Origin of the sequence: Streptomyces sp. NPDC090499 (assembly GCF_044769305.1) — a bacterium.
Lineage (GTDB): Bacteria > Actinomycetota > Actinomycetes > Streptomycetales > Streptomycetaceae > Streptomyces.
On the sequence record NZ_JBIVXP010000005.1, the window covers coordinates 36813 to 59535 of the forward strand.

A 22723-nucleotide genomic window follows, 5' to 3' on the forward strand; every position below is an offset into this window, starting at 1 on the left:
TCCCCCTCACTCTTCGGCCAGATACTGTCAGGCTAGTTGCTATGTACAGCAAAGCGCATTTGTCCGAGCTGGGAGAGGTCCTCAGAGCGAGTCGATCGCAACTCAGCCCGCGCACCGTTGGACTGCCCGAGTCCGGGACGCCCAGGCGAGTCCCCGGGCTGCGCCGCGAGGAGGTCGCCCGGCTCGCAGGGATCAGCATCGGCTACTACACACGCTTGGAGCAGGGCCGTGCTTCCGTGTCCAGGTCGGTGCTCGCCGCACTCGTCCGCGTCCTGCATCTGGGCGACGATCAGCGCGACCACCTGTTTGCACTCGCCGCGATGGAAGGCCCCACACCGCGCCGCAGGTCGGCGCAGAAGGTCCAGCCGCAGCTCAGGCGTGTGCTGAACGAGGCGCCGACGACGCCTGCGATCGTCATGGGCCGCTTCACGGACATCCTGGCATGGAACCCACTGGCAGCTGCTCTGCTCACCGACTTCGACCGCGTGCCCGAGGGAAAGCGCAACTACATCCGGCTCCTCTTCACCGACCCCGCCTTCCGGGAGCTCTATCCGGACTGGACGTTGAACGCCCGGATCTGCGTCACCCAGCTGCGCATGGAGGCCGCCAGGTATCCGGGCGATCCCGTGCTGGCGTCTCTCGTCGGTGAACTTTCCGTTGCCGATGCCGACTTCCGGCGATGGTGGGGCGGCCGCCAGACGGCGGGCCTGCGGGTGGGCACGAAAAGGCTGCACCACCCGGTCGTGGGTGACCTCACTCTCGACTGGGACAGCCTGACCTGCGCAGCAGACCCGGCGCAGCAGCTGGTCATCTGGACCGCCGAGCCCGGCACCCCGTCCCACGACGGACTGCGTTTTCTCGCATCGTGGACAGCCGACTCGTACCAGCCGGGACGCGATGCGACGGCATGAGCGAAAGGTGGCGATGCGCTCGTGGCGTCGTCCCGATCCTCAGCAGCGCGGCGCGGAGAAGCGGTGGAGCAGGCAACGCAGACCGTGTCAGACCGCACACGGATCGCGACGTGATAGCTACCGCAGGAGAGCGAGAATGTCCCGTAGAGGCTGCAGGCGCTCCCCACCCGTCGGCGCGTCAAGCCCGTCGGTCGGCAGCACAGGTCACGTGCCGCCGGCCGACTGCGATTGATATGTCAAGGTGCCAGATGCTTGCCGAAGAACTCGGTGAGTTTGGCGACCGCCGGGGTCACGTACTCGTCCCGGTCGTAGAGGTCGATGTGCGAAGCGCCCTCGATGAGGAACAGCTCCTTCGGTTCAGCGGCCTTGGCGACACCCTCCTCGCTGAAGTACAGAGTGTCGGCGTCCGTTCCGGCGATCATCAGCAGTGGGCGCGGGGAGATCCACGCGTTGTTGCCGAAGGCGTCGTACTGGGCGACCACATCGGCCCGCAGCACGGACCAGTTGTCGGAGCGCGGGTGGCCGCCGCGAGGCGTGAGGTAGTACTCGAAGCCCTCCCTGTACATGCTTCGCTCCGGGAGGGCGGCCAGTTCCGCCTTGCCCGGGAAGGCGGCGTGGAAGGAGAAGGCGCCCTCTCCACGGGCCTCGGCGCTGCGCAGGACCCCTGCCTGGTTCAACAGGGCCTCGCGGACCTCAGGACCCTGGATCCTGCCGATGCCGTCGAAGAGCGCGCCACGGGTGTCGAACGCGCTGACCGTGGCCACGGCCCTGATCCGGCGGTCGGTCTGCGCGGCGAACGCCACATAGCCGCCGGACGCGCAGATGCCGAGCCCACCGATCCGCTCGGGGGCGATGTCCCTTCGGGTGGTCAGATAGGAGACGGCCGCGCGCACGTCCTCGGCGCGCTGGAAGGGGTCCTCCAGCCCACGCGGTGTCCCGCCACTCTCGCCCTGGTAGGCGGCGTCGAAAACGAGGGTGGCGAAGCCCTCGCGGGACAACCGTTCGGCGTAGATCGAAGCGGTCTGTTCCTTCACCCCGCGCCACGGATGGCCGACGACCACCGCGGGCAGGCGTTCACCGGAGTACCCGTCAGGTACGAACAGAATGCCTGCGACCTTCAGCCCCTGACTGGGGAAGAACACTCGAATCTTCACGAGAACACGCCTCTCAGGTGGATTTCCGGGTCAGTACGTCAGGACCAGTCGGCCCCGTACTCCGCCCGTGGCGAGAAGTCGGTGCGCCTCGGCGGCCTGTTCAGCCGGGAACGTCTTCGCGATCCGGAGGGTGATGCGGCCGTCCTCCACCTGCTGCCGGAGCCGGTCGAGCCGGGCGTGTTCGCGTGCGTACCGGAACACGAGGACCGGCTGGAAGGCGATGTTCCGCTCGCCGGGGCCGTCGAAGCCGCGCATTGTCGCCACCCGGCCGCCGTCGCGGACCGCCTGGGCGGTGAGAGCGCCGAGCAGCGCGCCGTCCACGAGTCCGTCGACCCCGTCAGGGACCTCCGCGCGTACACGGCCCGGGTACTCGGCACCACGGCGGAGCACGATGTCGGCGCCCAGTTCCCTGACCAGTGCCTCATCCTGCTCCGAGGCGTCGGCCACTACCCGGAGTCCGTCCGCCTTGGCCAGCTGGACGGTGTAGCCGCCGACCGCTCCGGCCGCTCCGGTGACCGCGACGGTCTGCCCGGACCTCAGTTCGAGGGTGTCCAGTGCCAGACGTGCGGCCAGACCGTTCATCGGGAGGACTGCGGCCTGTTCGTGGGTCGTACCGCGGGGAGCGCGGACGACCGATTCCACCGGCACCACCACCTGCTCGGCATGGGCGCCGTGCGAGCCGCTGGGTACCACGATCGCCATCACGCGGTCTCCGACTCGCAGATCGGTGTCGGCGCCTGGGCCGATCTGGTCGACGACGCCCGCGGCGTCCATGCCCGGTACGAACGGCGGTTCTGCGTCCGGCTGTGCGGCGGGGCCGCCGCGCTGCAGGGCGTCGACCGCGTTGACGGTCGCGGCGTGCACCCGGATGCGCACCTCGCCCGGACCGGCCTCGGGTGTCGGCAGCTCCAGGACCCGCAACACCTCGGGCCCGCCGAACTCTGTGAAACCTACCGCCTTCATTCGGATACCTCTCATCACTCTGTACACAGTCGTCCGAGGTATCCGACATTCCATGGTCGCGCACGCCAGTAAAAGGGGAAGATTCTTTCCCAGGATGCGTGCAGTGGGGCGAGGGATTTTCTCTTACTGGCACAGCCGTGTTCGCTTACCGCGCTTCCGGAGCGCACACACGGTTCAGCGTGAGCGCGGAACAACCACGAGCGGTCCGCGAAGGCCGAGCGCCCACACTACGAGTGCGAAGGCGCTGAGGGCCATGCCCGCGACCGTCACGGACGTCCAACCACCCCTGCCCCAGAGTTCCGAGGCGACGGCGGAGCCGACGGCGCCACCGACGAAGTTGCTCGTGACGAAGGCCGTGTTGAGCCTGCTGCGCATCTCGTCGGACACGGCGAACATCCGTGACTGGTTGAGCAGGTTGACGCCTTGGACGGCGATGTCGAGCAGGACGATGACGACCACGACGAGTGCCACGGAGTGCCCGGCGAACGCGGCCAGGACGAAGGCCGCCAGGGCCAGGGCCCAGGCGACGCCGGTAGCAGGCAGTGACATGCCGCGATCGTGAAGGCGTCCGGCCCGCCTGGCGGCGAGAGCCCCCGCCACACCGACCAGTCCGAACAGGCCGATCTCGGTCACCGAATACCCGAATGGCGGCGCGCTGAGCAGGAACGTCAGTGCCGTCCAGAACATCGTGAACGCGGCGAACGCCGTCGCGCCGAGAACGAGTGTCCAGCGCACGGCTCGCTCACGGCGCACGGCCGTCCCGACGGAGGCGATCAGAGCCGGGTAGGGTATCCGGCTCTTCGGAGGAAGGGACGGGATCCCTCGGCGGAGCAGTGCCGCGAACACGACCGCAGCGGCGGCCGCCCCGACGTACATGGCCCGCCAGCCGGCGAATCCGGCAATCAGCCCGCTGAACGTCCGGGACACCAGAATGCCGGTGAGGAGACCCGAAACCACGGTCCCGACCACGGTGCCGCGGGTGTCGTCGTCGGCCAGATCACCGGCGAGCGGAGCGAGCAGTTGTCCGGAGACGGTGGTCACCCCGAGCAGGGTGATGGCAGCCAGCAGGATTCCGAACGACGGCGCCAACGCGCACAACAGCAGTGCGACCGCTGAGCACAGCATCATCAGGGGAACGAGTCCTCGCCTGTCACGTACGTCACCCAGCGGCACGAGGAGCAGGATGCCCGCGGCGTAGCCGATCTGGGTGGCTGTGATGAGCCAGCCCGCAGCGGCGGTGGAAGCGTGCAGGTCGCCTGCGATGAAGCCGAGCAGCGGTTGTGCCCAGTACAGGTTCCCAACTGCGGCACCACCCGCAGCCGCGAACAGGAATGTCAGACCGCGGGTCATCGGGTTCCGGGAGGCGGTGGGAGCGGCCGGACTCTCGGATTCGGTCGCGGTCGGCGACGACCGCTCCGGTACGGTCACGGGATGTTCTCCTTCGGGGCCGAAGCCGGTGCTTGACCAAGTTGCCGGTCCTGCTGGGCATTGACCGACGGTCCCGAGCTCGTAAAGGGAGAGCTTCCCGGCTCGAAAATGTCCCGACCAGGGGATATCGCCTTCACTGGCCGGAATGCGCAACAGTTGATCTCTGATTGCAGTCGCGTTTATCGGAGGTGGACTCACATGAGACGGTCGGACGCCGCGCGCTGCTGATCCGCAGCCCAGGAAGCCAGAAGGCGCAGTCCGTCGTGGGCCGGGGAGCCGACCGGGGCTGTCCACACGATGATGTGCTGTTCGGGGTCCGTAGCGCAGGTGAGCGTGTCCCAGTCGAGCGTGAGCTCTCCCACCACAGGGTGACGAAGTGTCTTGACGCCCCTGTTGCGCATGGCGACGTCGTGCTCGGTCCACCACTGCCGGAACTGGGAGTCGAGGGCCGAGAGCTCTTCGACCAGAGCCGTGAGGCGAGGGTCGCCCGGGTAGCGTGCGCTCTCCATGCGCAGATGAGCGATGGCCAGACGGGTGACCTCTTCCCAGTCCGCGTACAGCTCGCGCATCCAGGGCTCGGTGAACAGCAAACGGACGAACACACGGTCCTGCTCGGGGAAACACCCGAAGTCGGTCCACAACGCAGCGGCGAGCTGATTCCAGCCCAGGATGTCGGTCCGCCGGCCGATGACAAAGGCCGGCGTCGCGGTGAGATCGTCCAGCATGCGTTGCAGTTGCACGTCCAGTTGCTGGCGCGCCCCCGACGCCGCAGGACGGGCCGACTCCTTCGCCGCCAGTTCGAAGAGATACGTTCGTTGGTCCTCGTTCAGACGGAGAGCCTGGGCGATCTCGGTCAGGAGGTGAGCCGGCGCTTGGAGGCGTCCCTGCTCGATCCGCGCGTAGTACTCGGCGCTGATCGCCGCGAGCATGGCGACCTCCTCGCGGCGTAGACCGCTCACGCGCCTCCGTTGCCCGCCGCGAAGCCCGACGTCGGACGGGCTGAGCTCGGCGCGGCGGGCCTTGAGGAACTCACCCAGCTCGTTCAGATGCGGGTCGCGGTTCATGATCTACAGCCTCGCACAGGAACCCGGAGCTGTGAGGGGGATGAATTCTTCCCACGTTGCACAGCTTGACGTAGGCAAATCGTACATTGCTCAGCTCTGCGGGCGTCTGCGGAAAAGGAGAGGAAAGGGGGGCTCGGTGGCCCAGGAACCCTACTGGGCCACCGAGCAGGCACACGCTGAGGCTTGTCAGCCCAGTGCCTTGAGTACCTCCCTGGCCAGCGGGGTGGCAGAGTAGGGGTTCTGGCCGGTGTACAGGGTGCGGTCGACCTCGACGTGGGGGGTGAAGGGGTCGGTTTCGCGGTAGTCGGCCTTGAGGTCGTTGACGAGGCGGTCCTGCAGGAGCCACTTCGCGCGGTCGGCGAGACCGTTCTGCTTCTCCTCTGCGTTGGACAGTCCGGTCAGGCGGTAGCCGGAGAACGGGGACGTCCCGTCGGGGCCGATGGTGGCCAGGAGCGCCGCGGGGCCGTGGCAGACCAGGGACACGGGCTTGCCGGAGGCGAGCCACTCGGTGAGCAGCCTGCCGGACTCGGCGTTGTCGGGCAGGTCCTCCATGGGACCCCAGCCGCCGGGGTAGAAGACGGCCGCGTAGTCGTCGATGTTCACGTCCTCGATGCGCATCGGGTGCGCCAGCTCGGTCGCCTCGTGCAGTGCCGTCCGCATGCGCTGTGCGCCTTCCTCGCCGCCGTTGAACTCGGCGGTGAGGCTCATGGCGTCCGCAGTGGGCGGTACGCCGCCGGGGGTCGCCGCCGCGATCTCGTACCCGGCCTCCTTGAAGACCTGGTAGGGGCCGAGGGCCTCCTCGGCCCAGAATCCGGCCGGCTGCCGAGTGCCGTCGGCCAGCGTCCAGTGGTCGGACGCGGTGATCACGAAGAGGATCTTCGCCATGATTGTGGATCTCCCGGTGAGGTGTCAGCCCTGGAGGGCTTCGCGGAGGATGTGGCTGTCTGCGGCCTGACGCATCCGTACGAGCTTGCCGTCACGGATGGTCCACAGGTGGATGAACCGGACGTCGGCCTTGTTCCCGGTCTTCGTCTCGGCGTGGTAGTGGCCGAAGACGAAGACGTGGTTGTCGTCGTCGGCGTAGAACTCCTCGGGCACCGCGCCGAAGGATTCGTAGCTCGGCATCATCACGCCGAAGAAGTCCTTCGCCACGTTGTCCCAGCCGTGGTACACGCCGCTGTTCGGGAAGCCCGGCGTGATGTCCCAGACGAGGTCTTCGGCCATGACCTCCTGGGTGACCTCGGGTGCCATTCCCGAGTCGTACAGCCGACGGACGAGGGTGATGTTCGAGGAGTCGGACATGGTGAGTTCCTTGGTGGTCGAGGGGAGCAGGATCGGCGAGGCCAGGCCTCTGTGAGACGGCGGCTGGAGCGGTTCAACCGACGCGGAAGGCCGTGGTCCGACGGGCGCTACGCGGAACCAGACACTCTGCGGTGGTGCGGTCAGGTTTGCCGACCATGAGGGTGGGTCATGGTGGCGACGTAGCCCGACGACGACTTGTCACCGGTGGCGAAGCTGGGGGAAGACACGGGCAGTGGTGCCCTTGCCGGAAAGGACGCCGAAGGTGATCGCCCCGTGGGCGTCCAGGTGCTCCCCCTGCCTGCCGGTGACGGCATCGGCCGGACTCGAGACCACGTCGATGCCGATTCCCACCATCCCGCGGACGGCGGTTTCGACGGCGATCGCCGAGTGGCCGCAGCCCGAAGGAGATGCGAGGGCGACCTTGAAGCAGTCGCAATTCGCCATCACGATGATGCTCCTCGAAAGAGTCCTGCTCAGTGCTTCGTCAAGCATTACATCGGTCGGCCACATTGAGAGGGGGAAAGAATTTTCCCTGTATAGGGTTCGCGCGGTGAGTGATTCCGTTCCGCGCGGGCGCCGGAAAGGCGTGAGCACAGACGATTTCCTTATGCTCGTTGCGCAGACGGGGCGGATGCCTCAGCGGCGGCGGGACTGCGCTCGTCGCTTCTCCGCACCGGAGCACGTCGGCGCCGCAGACAGGCGTCCTACCGTCGGCTGCCTCCCCCGGGCCGGTGGCCACGACCGTTCGGCGCGACGCTGTCACTGGGGAATGCGGCACCCATGTCTGATGGCGCGGCCGCAACACCTCCCGTAAACGTAGAACAGGGAAAACCGCCGATGGAGAATGTCGAGCAGTGGCCGACCATGGAGCTCTGCGCGCTGGAAGCGGCTGGCCGACACCGACGGCTGAATCCCGGGCCGGTGACCGTAACGGATGCGCCCCCACGGGGCGGTGAACCATGAGGCCGGGACGGCCGAACCGTCCCGGCCTTCGCGTGCGGGCAAGGGGCTGCCGGAGCCACCGACTCGTCACCCGGTGATGTCCGTGCGGTCGCTGGGTGTCGCGGGAATACCCAGCGCGGGCAGCGCATGTCTCAACCGAGCGAGAGCAGGCCGCCGGCCTCGGGGTCGGCGAGCGCGAGCACGTTGTCACGTGCGGCGGCGGACGTACCGGCGGCCAGCGCGGCCCCTGCGATCTGCGTGCATTGCTCACGGCCGTGCCGGGACAGCATGAATCGCACGGCCAGCACCGCTGCGGGTGCCATCGACAAGGAAGCGGCCCCGAGTCCGGTCAGGACAAGCGCCATGAGCGGGTCGGCTGCGGACTCGCCGCACACGCCGGCCGGTTTGCCGGCTTCGTGCGTGGCGTGCAGGACCTCTGCGACCAGGTGGAGCACCGCGGGCTGCCAAGGGTCGAGCAGGCCGGCGAGATCGCCTTGGAGCTGGTCGGTGGCCATCGTGTACTGCGCGAGGTCGGCAGGGCTTGAGACGCCCCCGGCTGCGGGGCAAGTGGTCGAGCCGCACGGAGTTCCGGCCGGACTGGCTTCGATCGAGTGCCGTTACCGGCCCTGGGCAGGAGGCTCAGTGCAAGACATCGGCCGCCTCCTCGGCGACCTCACGCAGCACCGCACTGATCCGACGCTGGTCGGCATGGTTCATTCGGCTGATCGGCACGGAGACGTTGAAGGCGGCCTGCATGGGGGCTCGTTGGGTGGACAGGGCAACGGCGACGGAGCCCACGCCCTCCTCGCTCTCCTCGGAGCTCGTGGCGTACCCGAGCCGGCGGGCCATTTCGACCTCCTTCTCCAACTCCGTCCGAGTGGCGATCGAGTTCGGTGTCAACTGCGTCAGTTCCTCGTCCGGGTAACGTCGTCGCAACTCGTCACCGGGTAGCTGGGCGAGGAGCGCCTTGCCGGTGGAGGTGCAGTGAGCCGGCATCGACTGTCCGAGGCGGGATGCGACACGCACGGCGCGCGGACTCTCCAGCGCGTCCACGAACCGGACCGTCGTCCCGTCCAGTACTCCGAGGTGCACGGTCTCCTTCAGTTCGGCGTTCAGTCGTTCCAGCAAGGGATGCAGGGCTTGCCGGACGTCGAAGCGCTGCAGGATGGAGAAAGCGACGCTGGTGAGTGCTGTTCCTGGCACGTACGCCTTGCCGCGCTCGGCCTGCCTGATGAACCCGCGGTACGTCAACATTGCGAGTAGGCGGTGCGCGGTTGAGGTCGCGACTCCCAGGTAGTTGGCGACCTCGGTGAGCCTGAGCTCGTTCCGCTCGCCGAGCAGCAGCAGCACCTTCAGTGCGTTGTCCACCGACTCGATCGGATACTGCGGCGCCGGTCCGCTGTCGTGGATTGACTGAGCCTCGGACTTCTTCATGGCAGAAGAATACCCTGTGCTCATCGGCGGCAGAGCTCCTTGAAACGACGGACCCGCTCTCCGTTGCCCAACACTGGGTCCGATTCTCTGCATCACAGAAATAATGTGTTGACCAGAAGCAGGGAGTCAACGGCAACTACGTCGAAGTACCCCAGGGCGTCCGCCAGGTGTTCAGCCTTGCGTGGACGCTCGTAGGGTGCGAGTCCGAGATCCCGGCCCAGGCGGCCAGCCTGCGCACCGAACCCAAGCCGTTCATCTGGGCCAAGACGCCGAGGACGTCCTCCAGTCCCCGCCTGCTACTGCTGACGGATCTCCGTCGCAGGACAACAGAGACGGAAACTCTGGGAGTACAGGCCTTGTCTGCGATGACCCGGTCAGGTCGGCAACGTGGTCGGTCAGGTCCGGTGCGGGGGACTCGGACGCTTTCCAGGGGTGGGTGTGCGCAGATGCTGTTGTGGAGTTGCCCCGGGGCAGCAGGATCGCCGGCGGTCGGCCCTTGCCGTCGACGGCGAGGTGGACTTTGCCGGCCAGTCCTGGTGGCTGAGTTCATGACGGTGAATCACCCCGCGATGATCCGTCGTTCAGTCATTCTCGTCGGCGGAACTTAGCTGCGGACGAGACTCGCGGCCAGTTCGTGGACGTCCTTGTGGTCACCGGCCTCGGCAAGCAACTCCACCTCGGATCCCCAAGCTACTCCGGCTCCCTGATCTTGTATGGCCTGTGCGGTGCCATGACGACCTGCTGTTGCTTGAAGCGCCGCTAGCCAGTCTGAAATGAACGCATATGGCCGGAATCTTCATCATCGCGGCGCTGGTAGCACACTCATTCGCGGACCTGTGGTCTGCTTCTGCTCGTAGCCGCCGCCGACCGCGCTGCCCGCGACGGTGGCACCTGCGTGCCGGGGCCGTGGGGTAGGCAGCTGAGCGCACGGCCGAGGGGGGAGCGGACGGTCTGTTGGCTGGAGACGCCCGTGTGCAGGCCCCGATCCTCGACGGCCCCGTCCGCACTGGGCAGTGCGCTCGCCGCGTCGTCGTCGCCGACTGTCAGAACCTGGGTGGTTCGTCCTTTCCCCGTGCCTCGCTTTCGTCCAGCCTGCGCGGCGCCCGCTCCGGCCGCGAGGTCACTACACGAGGACGCCGCCCCCGTCGACGATCAGAGTCTGCCCCGTGACATAGCCGTTGGTCATGAAGAACCGCACCGCCTGGGCGATGTCCTCGGCTCGGCCGACGCGTCCCACCGGCAGCCGCTTGGCGATCGTCTCCAGGGCATCCGCCGTTCGTGTGAACAGCGGGGTGTCGACGATTCCCGGGGCGACGGTGTTGACGCGTATGGGCGCTAGCTGTACCGCGAGCGCGCGGGTCATCGACTCCACCGCGCCCGCCGAGGCAGCGGCGAACGGATTCGTGGCCTTACCCGGTCGGGCGCCGGCCGCTCCCGAGCAGAAGGTGATCGATCCGCCCCGGGTCATCTTCGGTGCCCCGTACTTGGCCGCGTAGGCCGCTGCCCAGACCCGCGCGTCCAGACATGGGCGATGTGTCGCGGTGTCCGACTCGACAAGGGTGCCCCCGCCGACCACTCCGACGGTGACGAAGATGTGATCGACGGTGCCGAGACCATCGAACAGTTCCGCCACCTGCGCCTCGTCGACGGCGTCGACAGCAGCCGTCCGCACCTTGTCGCCGATGACGGCCCTCGCCTCGCGGAGCCGTTCTTCGGAGCGGCCCGCGATCGTGACCTCTGCCCCGTCATCGAGAGCCGTCGCCGCGAGTGCAAGCCCGAGACCCGAGCTCCCTCCGATCACGACGACCGTCTGACCCTTCAGTGAACCCATGTCCTCTTCAACTCCGTCGCACATGCTTCTGCCGAGTGCTGCTCGACACGTCTTCGAGCTGACGGCCCGCGCCATCGGTGAACGCCCCGCAAGGCGCTCTGCTGCCGCACACGGCGGGCGAACGGTCGCAGGGCCGGATTGCGGCCTCACCGGACAGTCCAACGAGGACACCGCGATCAGCTCATACAGCTTCACGGCTTCGTCCACCGCGATCGGCGCCCCGGCGAGCTGGGCGGTCGGCTCCACACACCGCCCGTATCCGAACGTCGCAGAACCGAAGTGACGCACGCCGCGCTGCATCTTCCGCTTCCTTTTTTGACACTTCTGCATTACAGAAGTGTCATCTGAATCTAACGCCGACGGCTCACTACCGCAAGGTCACCGGTTCGACAGGTCCGGCGAGCCGAAAGGGCCCGACTGTCGCCGCCCCCTCCGTGCGCCCCGGGTGGCCGGATGTCGCCGAGCGAGCGGCATCGCGTCGGAACTGCTCTGCAGCGGCACATCGAGGAGGTCGACGTGACCCTTCGTGGTTGACGGACCCCCGCCCCCCGACTGTGGGCCCTTGACACGCCGGTGTCGGTCAGGGATTTTGTTATACAGATATCTACTCTGCACAGCAGAGATTTGGAGGACGAGTTGAAGACCACCCTCGACCTCGTGCTGGGAGATGTGCGGCGAGGGATGATCCCCGCGCACATCTACAACGACGAGGAGATCTTCCGACTTGAGCGGGAGCGGTTGTTCAGCCGGGCATGGCAGTTCGTGGGGCACGAGTCGGAGATCCCCCAGGCCGGTGACTACGTGGTGCGGCGGGTGCTCGATGACTCGTTCATCCTGTCTCGCGGCGAGGACGGTCAAATGCGGGCGCTGTTCAACATGTGCCTGCACCGCGGGATGCAGGTCTGCCGGGCGGAGATGGGTAATGCCTCGCACTTCCGCTGCCCGTACCACGGTTGGTCCTATCGCAACGACGGGCGCATCGTCGGGCTGCCTTTTCACAAGGACGCCTACGGTGGCGAGGCCGGTTTCCGGCGCAAGGGGCAGACCTTGCTCCCGGCGCCGTCGGTGGACACCTACAACGGCCTGATCTTCCTGAGTCTGGACCCCGACGCCCCGCCGCTGCGCGAGTACCTGGGCGACTTCACCTTCTACCTGGACTACTACACGCGACAGTCGGCGAGCGGGATCGAGTTGCGCGGACCGCAGCGCTGGCGGGTGAAGACGAACTGGAAGATCGGCGCCGAGAACTTCGCCGGCGACATGTACCACACGCCGCAGACCCACACCTCCGTCGTGGAGATCGGGCTGTTCCGTGAGCCCAAGGCGGAGAAACGCAAGGACGGCAACACCTACTGGGCCGGCAATGGCGGAGGCACCACCTACAAGCTGCCTCCGGGGACGCTGGAGGAGAAGCTGCGCTATGTCGGCTATCCCGACGTGATGATCGAGAAGATGAAGGAGCAGTGGTCGCAGGACCAACTCGATGTCATCGGGCGGGACGGGTTCATGATCTCGGCGGCGTCTGTCTTCCCGAACATGAGCTTCGTGCACAACTGGCCCCGGGTCGAGGACTCCGACGACGTGCTCCCGTTCATCTCGATTCGCACGTGGCAGCCGGTCGGTCCGGACGAGACCGAGGTCGTGTCCTGGTTCGCCGTCGACGCGGAGGCGCCGGAGGAATTCAAGGCGCTGTCCTACAAGGCGTACCTGATGTGCTTCGGGTCGACGGGCATGTTCGAGCAGGACGATGTCGAGAACTGGGTCTCGCTGACCAACACCGCGGCGGGTGCGATGGCCCGCAGGCTGCTCCTCAACAGCCGCATGGGCATGCTGGAGGACGGTACCGAGGTCGTTCCGCCGCTGACGCGCGAGCAGTACGCGGGTCCGGGTGAAGCGCACGTCGGATACGGCGAGTACAACCAGCGCCACCTGCTGAGCCGGTGGGCGGACCACCTGGAGCGCCCGGTGGAGAAGGTCTCCCAGGTCGAGGTGTCCGGCGTCCCGGCGGACAACAAGGAGGTGCGAGCGTGAGTGTGGAGACGCAGCCGACGGCCCCGAAGCCGGCGGAGGAGAAGGTCGGTGCGAGGCCCACCGGGAACGGCGGCCCCTACTCCGCGGAGTCCCGGCTGGGCGGACACGCACCACGTACGCAGCGGGTCGGCCGGAGCCTGCCCTTCGAGGACCCACGCCACCTGCAGGCCCACCACTGGATGGTGGAGGAGGCCTACATCCTCGACGCGCAGAACTACGAGGACTGGCTCGACCTGCTCACCGACGACATCCACTACATCATGCCGGTCCGGGTCACCACGGCACTCACGGCGGGGTTCGACTCGGCCCCGCACATGGCGCACTTCGACGAGAACAAGTACTCGCTGTCCAGGCGTGTGGCCCGGTTCCTGACCGAACATGCCTGGACCGAGGACCCGCCGTCGCGACTGCGTCACCACGTCACCAACGTGCGCACTTTCGCCACGCCGAACCCGGACGAACTGGTTGTGGACACAGCGGTCCTGCTCTATCGCAGCCGCGGCGACGTCCGGGAGGCCTCGATCATCTCGGCAGGCCGGGAGGACCTGCTGCGCCGCGTTGGAGACGGCTGGCATCTGGCCCGTCGCACCATCCTGGTGGATGACGCCGTGTTGCGGACCCAGAACCTGGCGGTGTTCCTATGACTCCGCGGGCGCGACTGCAGTGGGAGGGCGAAGCCGAGGACGCCGCCGCCGCGGGTCGGGCCGCGGCCGAACTTCGCGAGCTCAAGGCCCACCAGACCGGGGTGGCGATCACGGTGGGCAACGAGTTCGCCGAGATCCGGGTGTCCCGGGTCGAAACCCGCAACGGCGCGCGGCTGCTGGTCGAGGCACCGAAGACCGGTCAGTGGGTGTCGCTGTGCCCGCTCGAGGTGGAGTCACTGACCTGGCAGAACGCGGAAACGTTCTCCGCGATGATCGGCCATCCGTTCGGCCCGCTGCTCGAGGAGGAGACGTGAGTGACTGGCTGACCGGCCGGCGCGCCCTGGTCGTCGGGGCGGGATCCGGGATCGGCCGCGCGGTGGTCGACGCCTTCCGCTCGGAAGGCGCGCAGGTAGCGGTCCTGGAACGGGACGAGGCCAAGTGCGCGAAACTTTCCGCCGAGATTCCGGGCCTGCCAGTGGTCGTCGGCGATGCCACCACACGGCAGGCCAACGAGCAGGCTGTCGCGACCGCGGTGGAGGCGTTCGGCGGTCTGGACATCCTGGTGAACTGTGTCGGAGTCTTCGACTTCTACCGCGGCGTCGGCGAGCTCGACGGTGACGAGATCGACGACGCGTTCGACGAGATCTTCCGGGTCAACGTCAAGAGCCACCTGCACTCGGTGAAGGCGGCGTTGCCCGCGTTGCGGGAGAGCCGAGGGACGGTCATCCTCACCGAATCGACTTCGGCGTACTACCCGGGCCGGGGCGGGGCGCTCTACGTCTCGACCAAGTTCGCCGTCCGCGGGCTCGTCACCGCGCTCGCGCACGAGCTGGCACCCGACATCCGGGTCAACGGGGTCGCGCCCGGCGGCACCCTCAACACCGACCTGCGCGGGCTGAGCAGCCTCGGGCTGGACCAGCGGCGTCTGAACGACGCCCCTGGCCGGGAGGCCGAGCTCGCTGCCCGTGTCCCCCTGGAGGTCGCGCTGTCAGGTGAAGACCACGCGTGGAGCTACGTGTTCCTCGCCTCGGGGCGCTCCCGGGGGATCACCGGTGGGGTCGTGCACCCGGACGGCGGCATCGGTGTCAAAGCGTGAGTACCGGGGGGCTTGCCCCCCGGGGAAAGAAAGGAAGAACGACATGGCGGTCGTGAAGGCGGATCTCAAGGCGTGCCAGGGCTACGCGAACTGCGTGGTCGGCGCGGAGGATGTGTTCGACATCGACGACGACGGGGTGGTGGTGCTGCTCCGCACGACGATCGAGGAGTCCGAGCGCAGCAGGGTCGAGGAGGCGGCCCGGAGCTGCCCCGCCTCGGCGTTGGTCGTCGAGGACGACTGATGGCACGCACAGTGATCGTCGGCGCCTCCGTCGGTGGCGTCCGGACCGCCCAGGCCCTGCGGGCGGCGGGCTACGACGGCGAGATCGTCCTGATCGGTGATGAGGACGTCCCACCCTACGACAAGCCGCCGCTGTCCAAGGCACTGCTGGCAGGAACAGCCACCGTGGAGAGCGTGGGTCTGTTGCCTGCGGACGCCGCGGCCGAGGCACGCGTCGAGCTCGCCCTGGGCAACGCGGCGACAGGGGTCGACCAAGAGCACCGCCGGGTTCTCCTCAGCGACGGCACCAGCCTCCACTACGACGATCTCGTCATCGCCACCGGGTCCCGCGCCCGACAGTCCCCGTGGGGAACGCCGTTTGGTGTGCACGTGGTGCGATCACTGGCCGACGCCGAGGCGCTCGGCGCCGCCCTGCGGGTGGGCGGGCCGCTGGTGGTCGTCGGAGGTGGGTTCATCGGCGCTGAGGTCGCGGCCACGGCGCTGGGCATGGGCCTCGACGACGTGACGGTCGTCGACCCGGTGCCGGTGCCGTTGTCCCGGGTGCTCAACCCCGAAGTCGCCGCCGTGTTCGGCACGTTGCACGCCGCGCGTGGAGTACGCACCCGCTTCGGGGTGGGCGTCACCGGCATCGAGGAAACCGGAGAAGGGCTGGAGGTGTGCCTCGACGACGGCACCGTACTCCCTGCCGCCACGGTGGTCGTGGGAATCGGGGCCGTCCCGAACGACGACTGGCTCGCCGGCAGTGGGATCCCGACCGACGACGGTGTGCTGTGCGACAGCCACTGCCGCTCCATCGAAGACCCCCGCATCTGGGCGGTTGGAGACGTCGCCAGGTGGTGGCACCCCCGCTACGGGCGCACAGTCCGGCTCGAGCACTGGACGAACGCGGTCGAGCAGGCCGCCTGCGTGGCCCACAACATCACGCACCCGGACGACCTGCGCGACCACGCCCCCGTGGAGTACGTCTGGAGCGACCAGTACGACTGGAAGATCCAGCTGGTGGGGCGGACGGGCGGTGAGATCGCGCACGTCCGGGTGGACGGTGCGGACCCCGAGCGTTCCTTCGCCGTGCTCTACGCGGATGAGTCGGACCGGTTCGTCGGCGCCCTCACGGTGAACTGGCCGAAGGCGCTGATCACCTGCCGCCGGGTGCTGAGCAGGTCCGAAGTGGTGCCGAGCTCGCTGCCCGAGGTGCGCGCGCTCGTGGACAACGCGCGGCCGCCGGCCCGAAAGGGGGCGTGATGAGCACGCTCACGTCGGCATCGACCGAGCTCCAGTCCCGGCGGGAGCTGATCGCACAGGCCTGCCGGGTCCTGGCCGGCCGCGGCCTGGCCGATGGCATCCTGGGGCACATCAGCCTGCGAATCGATGAGCGTAGGCTGCTCGTCCGCTGTCGAGGCCCCCAGGAGCGCGGGCTCGGCTACACCACGCCGGACGACATCCGCCTCGTCGATCTCGACGGGACCGAAGGCGCCCCGGGCGAGCTGGACGGGTACTCCCCGCCGAACGAGTTGCCGCTGCACACCGAGCTCCTCCGGCAGCGCCCGGAGGTCGACGCGGTCCTGCACGCCCACCCACCCGAGGTCGTTGCCGCAGACCTCGCCGGCATCGGCATCCGACCCATCGTCGGCGCCTTCGACATCCCGGGCACCCGCCTTGCCGCCGGAGGTGTGCCGGTGCATCCGCGCGGGGTTCTCGTCCGAAACCGCAGGCTGGCCGACGAGATGGTCCGCTCGATGGCCGACCGTCCGGTCGTGGTGCTCCGTGGTCACGGCCTGACCAGCGCCGCGGCCACTGTCGAGCAGGCGGTGCTGCAGGCGATCAGCGTCGACGGCCTGGCCCGACTCTCCCTGCGGATCGTCTCCGCCGGCGGAACCCTCATCGACCTGCCCGACACCGATATGGCCGAGCTGCCCGACCTCGGCGCGGGCTTCAACACGGACACCGCCTGGCGACACGAGCTCGCCCGTCTCCGTGGCGTCGTCGATTCCGAACCGACCTGACCGGGCCCGACCAGTCGTCGCCACGTAGTGAGGAACGATCGATGACGATCCGCCTGAACACAGAAGGCGTGACACGGTGATCCCTCGGTCACTGCCCCGTCGGATCGGCGGGACCGCCGTCCCACCGTCGTCCTTGTCCTCGCCTGCCGCCCGTCGTGGCAGCGACGCCGAGACGTACTCGGGTTGGTCGATGCCCCTTGCTGTCCCCGTGGAGGTGGTGACTGTGGACGCCGAGCCTTTCCCGATCACGCGCCTCGTGTTGCTGCGGCGAGACGTCTGCCTCGCGCGGCCGTGGCTCGCCAGGTCGCTCTTCGACGCGTTCATTCGGGCGAAGGAGGTGACGGAGGCGCGGATGGCGGATGCGGCGGCGAGCCCCTGGTCAAGACGTTGGCCGACACGCTAATTTCCGCCGAGTCCGAATCCCTGTCTGCGTCTTAGGACCTTGTACCGAGTCCGGTTCGGGCTCTGGGCGGGCGCCGAACACGGCCCGCGTGGCTAGCGTTGGCGGCCAGGCGCGATCAAGCGCGTGACGTTCCCGGTGCGGGTGGCCTGCCCTATGCCTCGGTGGAGCGGACCCGCCATTCGATCGCATGGACGTGCCGGAGGAGATCAATGACCAGCAGCGGCTACACCTACCTCTGCAGGTTCGATGTGCTGGAGGTCGGTGTGCCCCGGCGGTTTGAGGTGGAAGGTGTTCCGGTGTCTCTGGTCCTGACCGAGGGCGAGGTGTTCGCCATCCACGACGTGTGCTCGCACAGCGCCGTATCGCTCTCTGAAGGGGAGGTGGACAAGTGCACGGTCGAGTGCTGGCTGCACGGCTCCCGCTTCGACCTGCGTACCGGAGCCCCCCTTGACCCGCCGGCGACACGGAACGTCCCCGTGTATCCGATACGGGTCGAGGACGGAGCCGTGTACGCCCATGTGGTGGCGCGGAGTGCTCGATGACGCAGGCGCCGGACGATGACACCGGTGAGCGGGCCGACGCGGCCCGGAATCGGGCCCGGCTCCTGGAGGCGGCTGCCTGGCTGGTGGCCGAGCGGGGAGCCGAGCATGTGACGATGCACGAGGTCGCACAGACGGCCGGGTTAGGCAAGGGCACGCTCTTCCGCCGGTTCGGCGACCGCAACGGACTCCTACTGGCACTGCTGGACGACGTGGAGGCGCAATTCCATGAGGCGTACACCTGTGGCCCCCCTCCGCTGGGACCGGGAGCACCGGCGAAAGACCGGCTGACGGCATTCGGCTGTGCCCTGATCGAGCGCGTCGCCGACGACACGGATCTGGGTCCGGCGCTGGCCCGCCAGATCCCCGTCGAACGCCGTCAGAACTCGTCCTACGGCCGCGCCTTTCATCGGCATGTCGCGTCGCTTCTGCGGGAGACGGGAGTGGTGGGAGACCACGACATGCTCGCCCACGCCCTGCTTGCTTTCACGGACCTGGAGATCATGGACCATGTGCGCAACGAGCGGCAGGTCGGCACCGAACGTCTGCAAAGCACATGGGTGGACCTGGTGCGGCGCGTCACCGGAGGTGGCGCACGCTGAACGCCAGAGCCCAGACGGCGGGCCGGCACACGCATCGCGCTTGTCCTGTCTCTGCCCCGTCCTGCCACACGGTTCGGGCAGTTGCCGACGGCGAGAGCGCGGATCACACAGCGGGGCAATGGCCCACCCTCAACAGCGATACCCGGCAGAGACCGGCTCCACCATGGGTGATCCCGGCGTGGTCCTGTTCGGTGATTTGCTGCCCTGGAGCGGATCAGCTCTGATCGCTTGGTGGGCTGTCGCAGGAGCCTCGGAGCTGGAGGTCCGCGTGCGGGACAGCTCCCGTGCCCCGCCGGGTACCGAGCCACTGGGCCACAACGGTGTCGATGAATTCGTCGGTGATCGGGCCTCGGTCGAACAGGAGCCGGGCGAGCACGGGTCCGTAGAGCAGGGTGTACTCGTCGGCGTCGATCTGGATGCCGGACGGCTTGAGTACCTGGTTCAGGGCGGCTCGCCGGTCCTCGCTGATGCGGGTGAGTGCCTGGGCGCTGTCGGGGTGGTGGTCGGCCTGGGCGATGACGGCCAGTAGGGCGGTGCGCATTGCGGGGACGTTGATGCCGGTGCGCAGGCTCCTCAGCCAGGCGGTGGCCACGGTGCGTACGTCGCTGCCTGGTTCGGGGTAGTCGCCGATCTCGGGTCCTTCGAGGACGAGGTCGAAGAGGAGGGTGGCGCGGTCGGGCCAGTGCCGGTAGAGGGTCTGGCGGGTGACGTCGGCGCGTTCGGCCAGCAGGGCGTAGGTGAGTCCGGTGGGTCCGACCTGGGGCAGGAGTTCCCGGGCGATGGTCAGGATGCGGGCGCGGGTGCGCTGGACGCGGGGGTTGCTCGGGGTCGGCCGGCGGCGGTGGACAGGCGTCGAGGACACGGCTCAAGGCTAGCCGGTCTCATGCACGATGTGTGACGAGCACCTCAGGCTTGCAAATCATACGGGGCGTGTGATAAACCGGAAGCCAATCACACATTGTGGATGATTCGTGTGTGAGGGTCGGTTTTCCTCGTTCTGGGAGTTTCTGTTGTCTGTTGTGATCGCCTTTTCCGAGTACGGCGCACCCGGTGTGCTGACGTCGTCCGATGTCCCGGTGCCGCAGCCGGGCCCGGGTCAGGTTCGTGTCCGGGTCCGGGCCAGCGCGGTCAATCCCATCGACCTCAAACTGCGCTCCGGTGAGCTGGCCGGGCTCATGCCTGTCGAGTTCCCGTTCGTCCCCGGCCAGGATGTGGCCGGGGTGGTCGACGAGGCGGGTGAGGGCACCGGCTTCGCGCCGGGTGATGAGGTCTTCGGCTCGGCGCACGGCGGTGGCTACGGCGAGTACGCCCTGCTGGACCAGCCGTTCGCCAAGCCCGAGGAGGTGTCGTTCGAGACCGCGGCGGCCATGATCACGGTCGGGGAGACCGCCTACCGGGCCCTGGAAGAGCTGCGGCTTTCGCCTGGGCAGACCCTCCTGGTCCACGGTGCGGGCGGTGCCGTCGGCGCTGTCGCGGTCCAGCTGGCCGTCGCCCGCGGCGTCACGGTCATCGGCACCGCCGGCGAGCACGACTTCGACCGGGTGGGCAGGCACGGGGCCACGGTGGTCCGCTACGGCGAGGGCTGGGCGGAGCGGGTCCGGGACGCTGCGGCGGGGACGGTGGACCGGGTGCTCGACACCGCGGGCGCGGGTGTCCTTGCCGAGTCCATCGCCCTGACCGGGGATGCCGCGCGGGTCGTCACCATCGCCGACCTGAGCTTCGCCGAGCACGGCGTGCGCTTCACCGGGCTCGACCCCGCCGACCACTTGCCGCAGGCCCTGCCGCTGCTGGCCGACCTGATCGCCCGCGGCGACCTCGAGGTGCCGGTCTGGCGCACCTTCCCCCTCACTCAGGCCGCCCAGGCCCACGCCGAGATCGAGGCCCACCACAACAAGGGCAAGGTCGTCCTCCTGCCCTGACCGCTTGACCCCCGAACCCGTGGGAGGGATCAACGCCTCCCACAAGCACAGGAAAGTGAACCAGTCATGAGCACCAAGCCCGCGATACACGTCGCCGACCTCCTCCGGATCGTCCAGGAGTACTACGACTCCGTCGACTCCCGTGATGCCGCCCGTGTCGCCGACAACTACCTTGCCGCGCCGAACACGACGCTGCAGTTCAACGCCGATGCCCCCATCGTGACCGTCGAGGCCATCAAGGAGTTCACGGCGCAGTTCTTCCAGATCGCCTCCGTCGAGCACTCGATGATCGAGGTCTGGACCACCCCGCTGATGGGTGACGTCGTGCCGGTGGACCTGGCGCCGGCCCGGTCTGCCTCCACCGTGACCGTCGCCTCCACCGCCCTGCCGACCTTCTCCGTCGGCACCGGATCGGCGGTGACACGTATCCCGGTGCCGGCGACCTCGATCTTCACCATCGACATCGAGTCGCAGAAGTTCGTCTCGGTCCACAACATGTTCGACCTCGCCAAGGTCTACGCCGCCGTCAGCGGCTGAACCAGCACGGACACCGACACGTCATGCCCGCCTCCCGTCGCAGGAGGGGGCATGGGTGTCGACCAAGACCCGGCTTCGGGACCACGGCGGCTCACTTGCCGATGGCGTTCGCCAGCGCCTCGTAGTGGTAATGGGGCTCTCGGAAGGCACGAGTGACGAAGTCTCGCCACAGAGTCTGGTCGAACGGGAGCAGGTGCCGTGTGCTCTGGTGCAGCAGCAAGAAGGAGACCAGATGAGCAGGACGGTGGTCACCGCCGCCGAGGCGGTTGCCGACATCACCTCGGGCAGCTCGCTGGCCGTCGGCGGGTTCGGGCTCTCCGGGATCCCGGACCGCCTGATCGCGGCACTGGCCGAGCAGGGAGCCGACGGCCTGGAGGTGTTCTCGAACAACTGCGGCGTGGACGGGATCGGGCTCGGCATCCTGCTCGACCTCGGCCGGATCCGCCGGGTCACGGCGTCCTACGTCGGGGAGAACAAGGAGTTCGCCCGCCAGTACCTCTCCGGCGAACTCGAAGTGGAACTCACCCCGCAGGGCACCCTGGCGGAGCGGTTGCGGGCGGGCGGCTCCGGCATCCCCGCGTTCTACACCCCGGCGGGCGTGGGCACGCCGGTCGCCGAGGGCGGCCTGCCGTGGAGGTACGACCGGGCGGGGAACGTCCTGGTCGCCTCACCGCCCAAGGAGGTCCGTGAGTTCCGCGGCCGCCGGTACGTCCTGGAGGAGGGCATCGTCGCCGACTTCGCGCTGGTGCACGCGCGGCTCGGCGACACCGACGGGAACCTCGTCTTCAACAAGGCGACGCTGAATTTCAACCCCCTTGCAGCGATGGCGGGGCGGATCTGCGTCGCGCAGGTCGAGGAACTCGTCGAGCCCGGTGAGATCGACCCCGCCCAGGTGCATCTGCCCGGCATCTACGTCCAGCGGATCGTCCACACCGGCCCGCAGACCAAGCACATCGAGAAGCGCACGGTCCGGGAGAGCGTGGCATGAGCGAGCAGCGGACCGGCTGGACCCGGTCACAGATGGCGGCGCGTGCCGCGCGGGAACTCCGGGACGGCGAGTACGTCAACCTCGGCATCGGCCTGCCGACCCTGATCCCCAACTTCCTCGCGGAGGGGGTCCGGGTCACGTTGCACAGCGAGAACGGCATCCTCGGAACGGGCCCCTACCCGGCCGACGACGAGGTCGACGCCGACCTGATCAACGCGGGCAAGGAGACCGTCACGGTCGGCCCCGGGGCGTCGTACTTCGACTCCGCGCAGAGCTTCGGCATGATCCGCGGCGGCCACATCGACACCGCCGTGCTCGGGGGCATGCAGGTTTCCGGCACGGGTGATCTGGCCAACTGGATGGTGCCCGGGAAGATGGTCAAGGGCATGGGCGGCGCGATGGACCTGGTCCACGGCGCCAAGCGGGTCATCGTCCTCATGGAGCACGTCGCCAAGGACGGCTCCCACAAGATCGTCGAGAGGTGCACGCTGCCGCTCACCGGGCAGGGAGTGGTGCAGCGGATCATCACCGACCTGGCCGTGCTCGACGTCACGGCCGAGGGGTGCCGGCTTGTCGAACTGGCGCCCGGTGTCACCGTGGACGAGTTGCGTGAGAAGACGGGCACTCCTGTCGCGGCCTGACCTGTGACACGACAAAACCGCCCCCCGACCGCGCGCGGTACGGGCCACGGC

Annotated in this window: 25 protein-coding genes; 14 read left to right on the top strand and 11 right to left on the bottom strand. The window is 68.2% G+C overall.

What is annotated here, in order from left to right:
* Positions 1-41 precede the first annotated feature (41 nt).
* Complete coding sequence (locus tag ACIQVL_RS19440; RefSeq protein WP_403442615.1) at positions 42-911, top strand: helix-turn-helix domain-containing protein; 870 nt, start codon at positions 42-44, stop codon at positions 909-911.
* Between the two features lie 236 nt (positions 912-1147).
* On the opposite strand, the gene ACIQVL_RS19445 is transcribed toward ACIQVL_RS19440, so the two are convergent.
* From ACIQVL_RS19445 to ACIQVL_RS19490, 10 genes are all read right to left on the bottom strand, one after another.
* Positions 1148-2065, bottom strand: a complete 918-nt coding sequence (locus ACIQVL_RS19445) for an alpha/beta hydrolase (RefSeq protein ID WP_403442612.1) — start codon at positions 2063-2065, stop codon at positions 1148-1150.
* Between the two features lie 30 nt (positions 2066-2095).
* Positions 2096-3028, bottom strand: a complete 933-nt coding sequence (locus ACIQVL_RS19450) for an NADP-dependent oxidoreductase (protein WP_403442610.1) — start codon at positions 3026-3028, stop codon at positions 2096-2098.
* A 174-nt stretch (positions 3029-3202) separates the two neighbouring features.
* Entirely contained in the window at positions 3203-4609 is a 1407-nt protein-coding gene (locus ACIQVL_RS19455) for an MFS transporter (RefSeq protein ID WP_403475931.1), read from the bottom strand.
* 41 nt (positions 4610-4650) lie between these two features.
* Positions 4651-5520: a helix-turn-helix domain-containing protein gene (locus tag ACIQVL_RS19460; protein ID WP_403442605.1), complete on the bottom strand. Its 870-nt coding sequence runs from the start codon at positions 5518-5520 to the stop codon at positions 4651-4653.
* Positions 5521-5706: 186 nt separating this feature from the next.
* On the bottom strand, positions 5707-6405 hold the full coding sequence (locus ACIQVL_RS19465) for a type 1 glutamine amidotransferase domain-containing protein (protein ID WP_403442603.1): 699 nt from the start codon (positions 6403-6405) through the stop codon (positions 5707-5709).
* A 24-nt stretch (positions 6406-6429) separates the two neighbouring features.
* Positions 6430-6822 carry a nuclear transport factor 2 family protein gene (locus ACIQVL_RS19470; RefSeq protein ID WP_403442601.1) on the bottom strand — a complete coding sequence of 131 codons (393 nt, stop codon included), beginning with the start codon at positions 6820-6822 and terminating at the stop codon, positions 6430-6432.
* Between the two features lie 198 nt (positions 6823-7020).
* Entirely contained in the window at positions 7021-7266 is a 246-nt protein-coding gene (locus ACIQVL_RS19475; protein ID WP_403442598.1) for a hypothetical protein, read from the bottom strand.
* 650 nt (positions 7267-7916) lie between these two features.
* A complete protein-coding gene (locus ACIQVL_RS19480) occupies positions 7917-8372 on the bottom strand; it encodes a putative PEP-binding protein (protein WP_403442706.1) in 456 nt (151 codons plus the stop codon).
* Between the two features lie 31 nt (positions 8373-8403).
* On the bottom strand, positions 8404-9198 hold the full coding sequence (locus ACIQVL_RS19485; RefSeq protein ID WP_403442595.1) for an IclR family transcriptional regulator: 795 nt from the start codon (positions 9196-9198) through the stop codon (positions 8404-8406).
* 1123 nt (positions 9199-10321) lie between these two features.
* Positions 10322-11329: an SDR family oxidoreductase gene (locus ACIQVL_RS19490; RefSeq protein WP_403442593.1), complete on the bottom strand. Its 1008-nt coding sequence runs from the start codon at positions 11327-11329 to the stop codon at positions 10322-10324.
* A gap of 336 nt (positions 11330-11665) precedes the next feature.
* Between ACIQVL_RS19490 and ACIQVL_RS19495 the strand changes: the two genes are divergently transcribed.
* The 9 genes from ACIQVL_RS19495 to ACIQVL_RS19535 all read left to right on the top strand — a co-directional run bounded on the left by ACIQVL_RS19495 (position 11666) and on the right by ACIQVL_RS19535 (position 18587).
* Positions 11666-13060 (top strand): Rieske 2Fe-2S domain-containing protein, encoded by a 1395-nt coding sequence (locus tag ACIQVL_RS19495; protein WP_403442591.1) that lies wholly within the window; start codon positions 11666-11668, stop codon positions 13058-13060.
* Positions 13057-13704, top strand: coding sequence for a 3-phenylpropionate/cinnamic acid dioxygenase subunit beta (locus ACIQVL_RS19500; RefSeq protein ID WP_403442588.1), 648 nt, complete (start codon positions 13057-13059; stop codon positions 13702-13704). The genes ACIQVL_RS19495 and ACIQVL_RS19500 overlap by 4 nt, the downstream gene beginning before the upstream one ends.
* Positions 13701-14018 (top strand): hypothetical protein, encoded by a 318-nt coding sequence (locus ACIQVL_RS19505; protein ID WP_403442586.1) that lies wholly within the window; start codon positions 13701-13703, stop codon positions 14016-14018. The genes ACIQVL_RS19500 and ACIQVL_RS19505 overlap by 4 nt, the downstream gene beginning before the upstream one ends.
* Entirely contained in the window at positions 14015-14800 is a 786-nt protein-coding gene (gene hcaB, locus ACIQVL_RS19510; RefSeq protein ID WP_403442585.1) for a 3-(cis-5,6-dihydroxycyclohexa-1,3-dien-1-yl)propanoate dehydrogenase, read from the top strand. Before ACIQVL_RS19505 ends, hcaB begins: the two co-directional genes overlap by 4 nt.
* A 43-nt stretch (positions 14801-14843) precedes the next feature.
* Complete coding sequence (locus ACIQVL_RS19515; protein WP_403442583.1) at positions 14844-15041, top strand: ferredoxin; 198 nt, start codon at positions 14844-14846, stop codon at positions 15039-15041.
* Complete coding sequence (locus ACIQVL_RS19520; RefSeq protein ID WP_403442580.1) at positions 15041-16282, top strand: NAD(P)/FAD-dependent oxidoreductase; 1242 nt, start codon at positions 15041-15043, stop codon at positions 16280-16282. Before ACIQVL_RS19515 ends, ACIQVL_RS19520 begins: the two co-directional genes overlap by 1 nt.
* The gene (locus ACIQVL_RS19525; RefSeq protein WP_403442579.1) at positions 16282-17043 is read left to right on the top strand and encodes a class II aldolase/adducin family protein; all 762 of its coding nucleotides are present in this window, start codon (positions 16282-16284) and stop codon (positions 17041-17043) included. Before ACIQVL_RS19520 ends, ACIQVL_RS19525 begins: the two co-directional genes overlap by 1 nt.
* A gap of 612 nt (positions 17044-17655) precedes the next feature.
* On the top strand, positions 17656-17988 hold the full coding sequence (locus tag ACIQVL_RS19530) for a non-heme iron oxygenase ferredoxin subunit (RefSeq protein WP_403442576.1): 333 nt from the start codon (positions 17656-17658) through the stop codon (positions 17986-17988).
* The gene (locus ACIQVL_RS19535) at positions 17985-18587 is read left to right on the top strand and encodes a TetR/AcrR family transcriptional regulator (protein ID WP_403475932.1); all 603 of its coding nucleotides are present in this window, start codon (positions 17985-17987) and stop codon (positions 18585-18587) included. The genes ACIQVL_RS19530 and ACIQVL_RS19535 overlap by 4 nt, the downstream gene beginning before the upstream one ends.
* A 214-nt stretch (positions 18588-18801) precedes the next feature.
* Here the strand turns inward: ACIQVL_RS19535 and ACIQVL_RS19540 are convergent, their stop codons facing one another.
* The gene (locus ACIQVL_RS19540; protein WP_403442571.1) at positions 18802-19449 is read right to left on the bottom strand and encodes a TetR/AcrR family transcriptional regulator; all 648 of its coding nucleotides are present in this window, start codon (positions 19447-19449) and stop codon (positions 18802-18804) included.
* A gap of 148 nt (positions 19450-19597) precedes the next feature.
* Between ACIQVL_RS19540 and ACIQVL_RS19545 the strand changes: the two genes are divergently transcribed.
* The 4 genes from ACIQVL_RS19545 to ACIQVL_RS19560 all read left to right on the top strand — a co-directional run bounded on the left by ACIQVL_RS19545 (position 19598) and on the right by ACIQVL_RS19560 (position 22672).
* Positions 19598-20506 (top strand): NADP-dependent oxidoreductase, encoded by a 909-nt coding sequence (locus tag ACIQVL_RS19545; RefSeq protein WP_403475933.1) that lies wholly within the window; start codon positions 19598-19600, stop codon positions 20504-20506.
* A gap of 66 nt (positions 20507-20572) precedes the next feature.
* Positions 20573-21043: a hypothetical protein gene (locus ACIQVL_RS19550; protein ID WP_403442566.1), complete on the top strand. Its 471-nt coding sequence runs from the start codon at positions 20573-20575 to the stop codon at positions 21041-21043.
* 232 nt (positions 21044-21275) lie between these two features.
* Positions 21276-22031: a CoA transferase subunit A gene (locus ACIQVL_RS19555; RefSeq protein WP_403442563.1), complete on the top strand. Its 756-nt coding sequence runs from the start codon at positions 21276-21278 to the stop codon at positions 22029-22031.
* Positions 22028-22672, top strand: a complete 645-nt coding sequence (locus ACIQVL_RS19560; protein WP_403442561.1) for a CoA transferase subunit B — start codon at positions 22028-22030, stop codon at positions 22670-22672. Before ACIQVL_RS19555 ends, ACIQVL_RS19560 begins: the two co-directional genes overlap by 4 nt.
* Positions 22673-22723: the final 51 nt, after the last annotated feature.

What these genes read in the sequence shown, in the direction of transcription:
- ACIQVL_RS19555 (WP_403442563.1), top strand. Translation starts at nt 21,276, where the DNA reads ATGAGCAGGACGGTGGTCACCGCCGCCGAGGCGGTTGCCGACATCACC.
- ACIQVL_RS19450 (WP_403442610.1), bottom strand. Translation starts at nt 3,028, where the DNA reads ATGAAGGCGGTAGGTTTCACAGAGTTCGGCGGGCCCGAGGTGTTGCGG.
- ACIQVL_RS19470 (WP_403442601.1), bottom strand. Translation starts at nt 6,822, where the DNA reads ATGTCCGACTCCTCGAACATCACCCTCGTCCGTCGGCTGTACGACTCG.
- ACIQVL_RS19460 (WP_403442605.1), bottom strand. Translation starts at nt 5,520, where the DNA reads ATGAACCGCGACCCGCATCTGAACGAGCTGGGTGAGTTCCTCAAGGCC.
- ACIQVL_RS19520 (WP_403442580.1), top strand. Translation starts at nt 15,041, where the DNA reads ATGGCACGCACAGTGATCGTCGGCGCCTCCGTCGGTGGCGTCCGGACC.
- ACIQVL_RS19525 (WP_403442579.1), top strand. Translation starts at nt 16,282, where the DNA reads ATGAGCACGCTCACGTCGGCATCGACCGAGCTCCAGTCCCGGCGGGAG.
- ACIQVL_RS19535 (WP_403475932.1), top strand. Translation starts at nt 17,985, where the DNA reads ATGACGCAGGCGCCGGACGATGACACCGGTGAGCGGGCCGACGCGGCC.
- ACIQVL_RS19550 (WP_403442566.1), top strand. Translation starts at nt 20,573, where the DNA reads ATGAGCACCAAGCCCGCGATACACGTCGCCGACCTCCTCCGGATCGTC.
- ACIQVL_RS19530 (WP_403442576.1), top strand. Translation starts at nt 17,656, where the DNA reads ATGACCAGCAGCGGCTACACCTACCTCTGCAGGTTCGATGTGCTGGAG.
- ACIQVL_RS19485 (WP_403442595.1), bottom strand. Translation starts at nt 9,198, where the DNA reads ATGAAGAAGTCCGAGGCTCAGTCAATCCACGACAGCGGACCGGCGCCG.
- ACIQVL_RS19505 (WP_403442586.1), top strand. Translation starts at nt 13,701, where the DNA reads ATGACTCCGCGGGCGCGACTGCAGTGGGAGGGCGAAGCCGAGGACGCC.
- ACIQVL_RS19515 (WP_403442583.1), top strand. Translation starts at nt 14,844, where the DNA reads ATGGCGGTCGTGAAGGCGGATCTCAAGGCGTGCCAGGGCTACGCGAAC.
- ACIQVL_RS19490 (WP_403442593.1), bottom strand. Translation starts at nt 11,329, where the DNA reads ATGCAGCGCGGCGTGCGTCACTTCGGTTCTGCGACGTTCGGATACGGG.
- ACIQVL_RS19465 (WP_403442603.1), bottom strand. Translation starts at nt 6,405, where the DNA reads ATGGCGAAGATCCTCTTCGTGATCACCGCGTCCGACCACTGGACGCTG.
- ACIQVL_RS19475 (WP_403442598.1), bottom strand. Translation starts at nt 7,266, where the DNA reads ATGGCGAATTGCGACTGCTTCAAGGTCGCCCTCGCATCTCCTTCGGGC.
- ACIQVL_RS19440 (WP_403442615.1), top strand. Translation starts at nt 42, where the DNA reads ATGTACAGCAAAGCGCATTTGTCCGAGCTGGGAGAGGTCCTCAGAGCG.
- ACIQVL_RS19560 (WP_403442561.1), top strand. Translation starts at nt 22,028, where the DNA reads ATGAGCGAGCAGCGGACCGGCTGGACCCGGTCACAGATGGCGGCGCGT.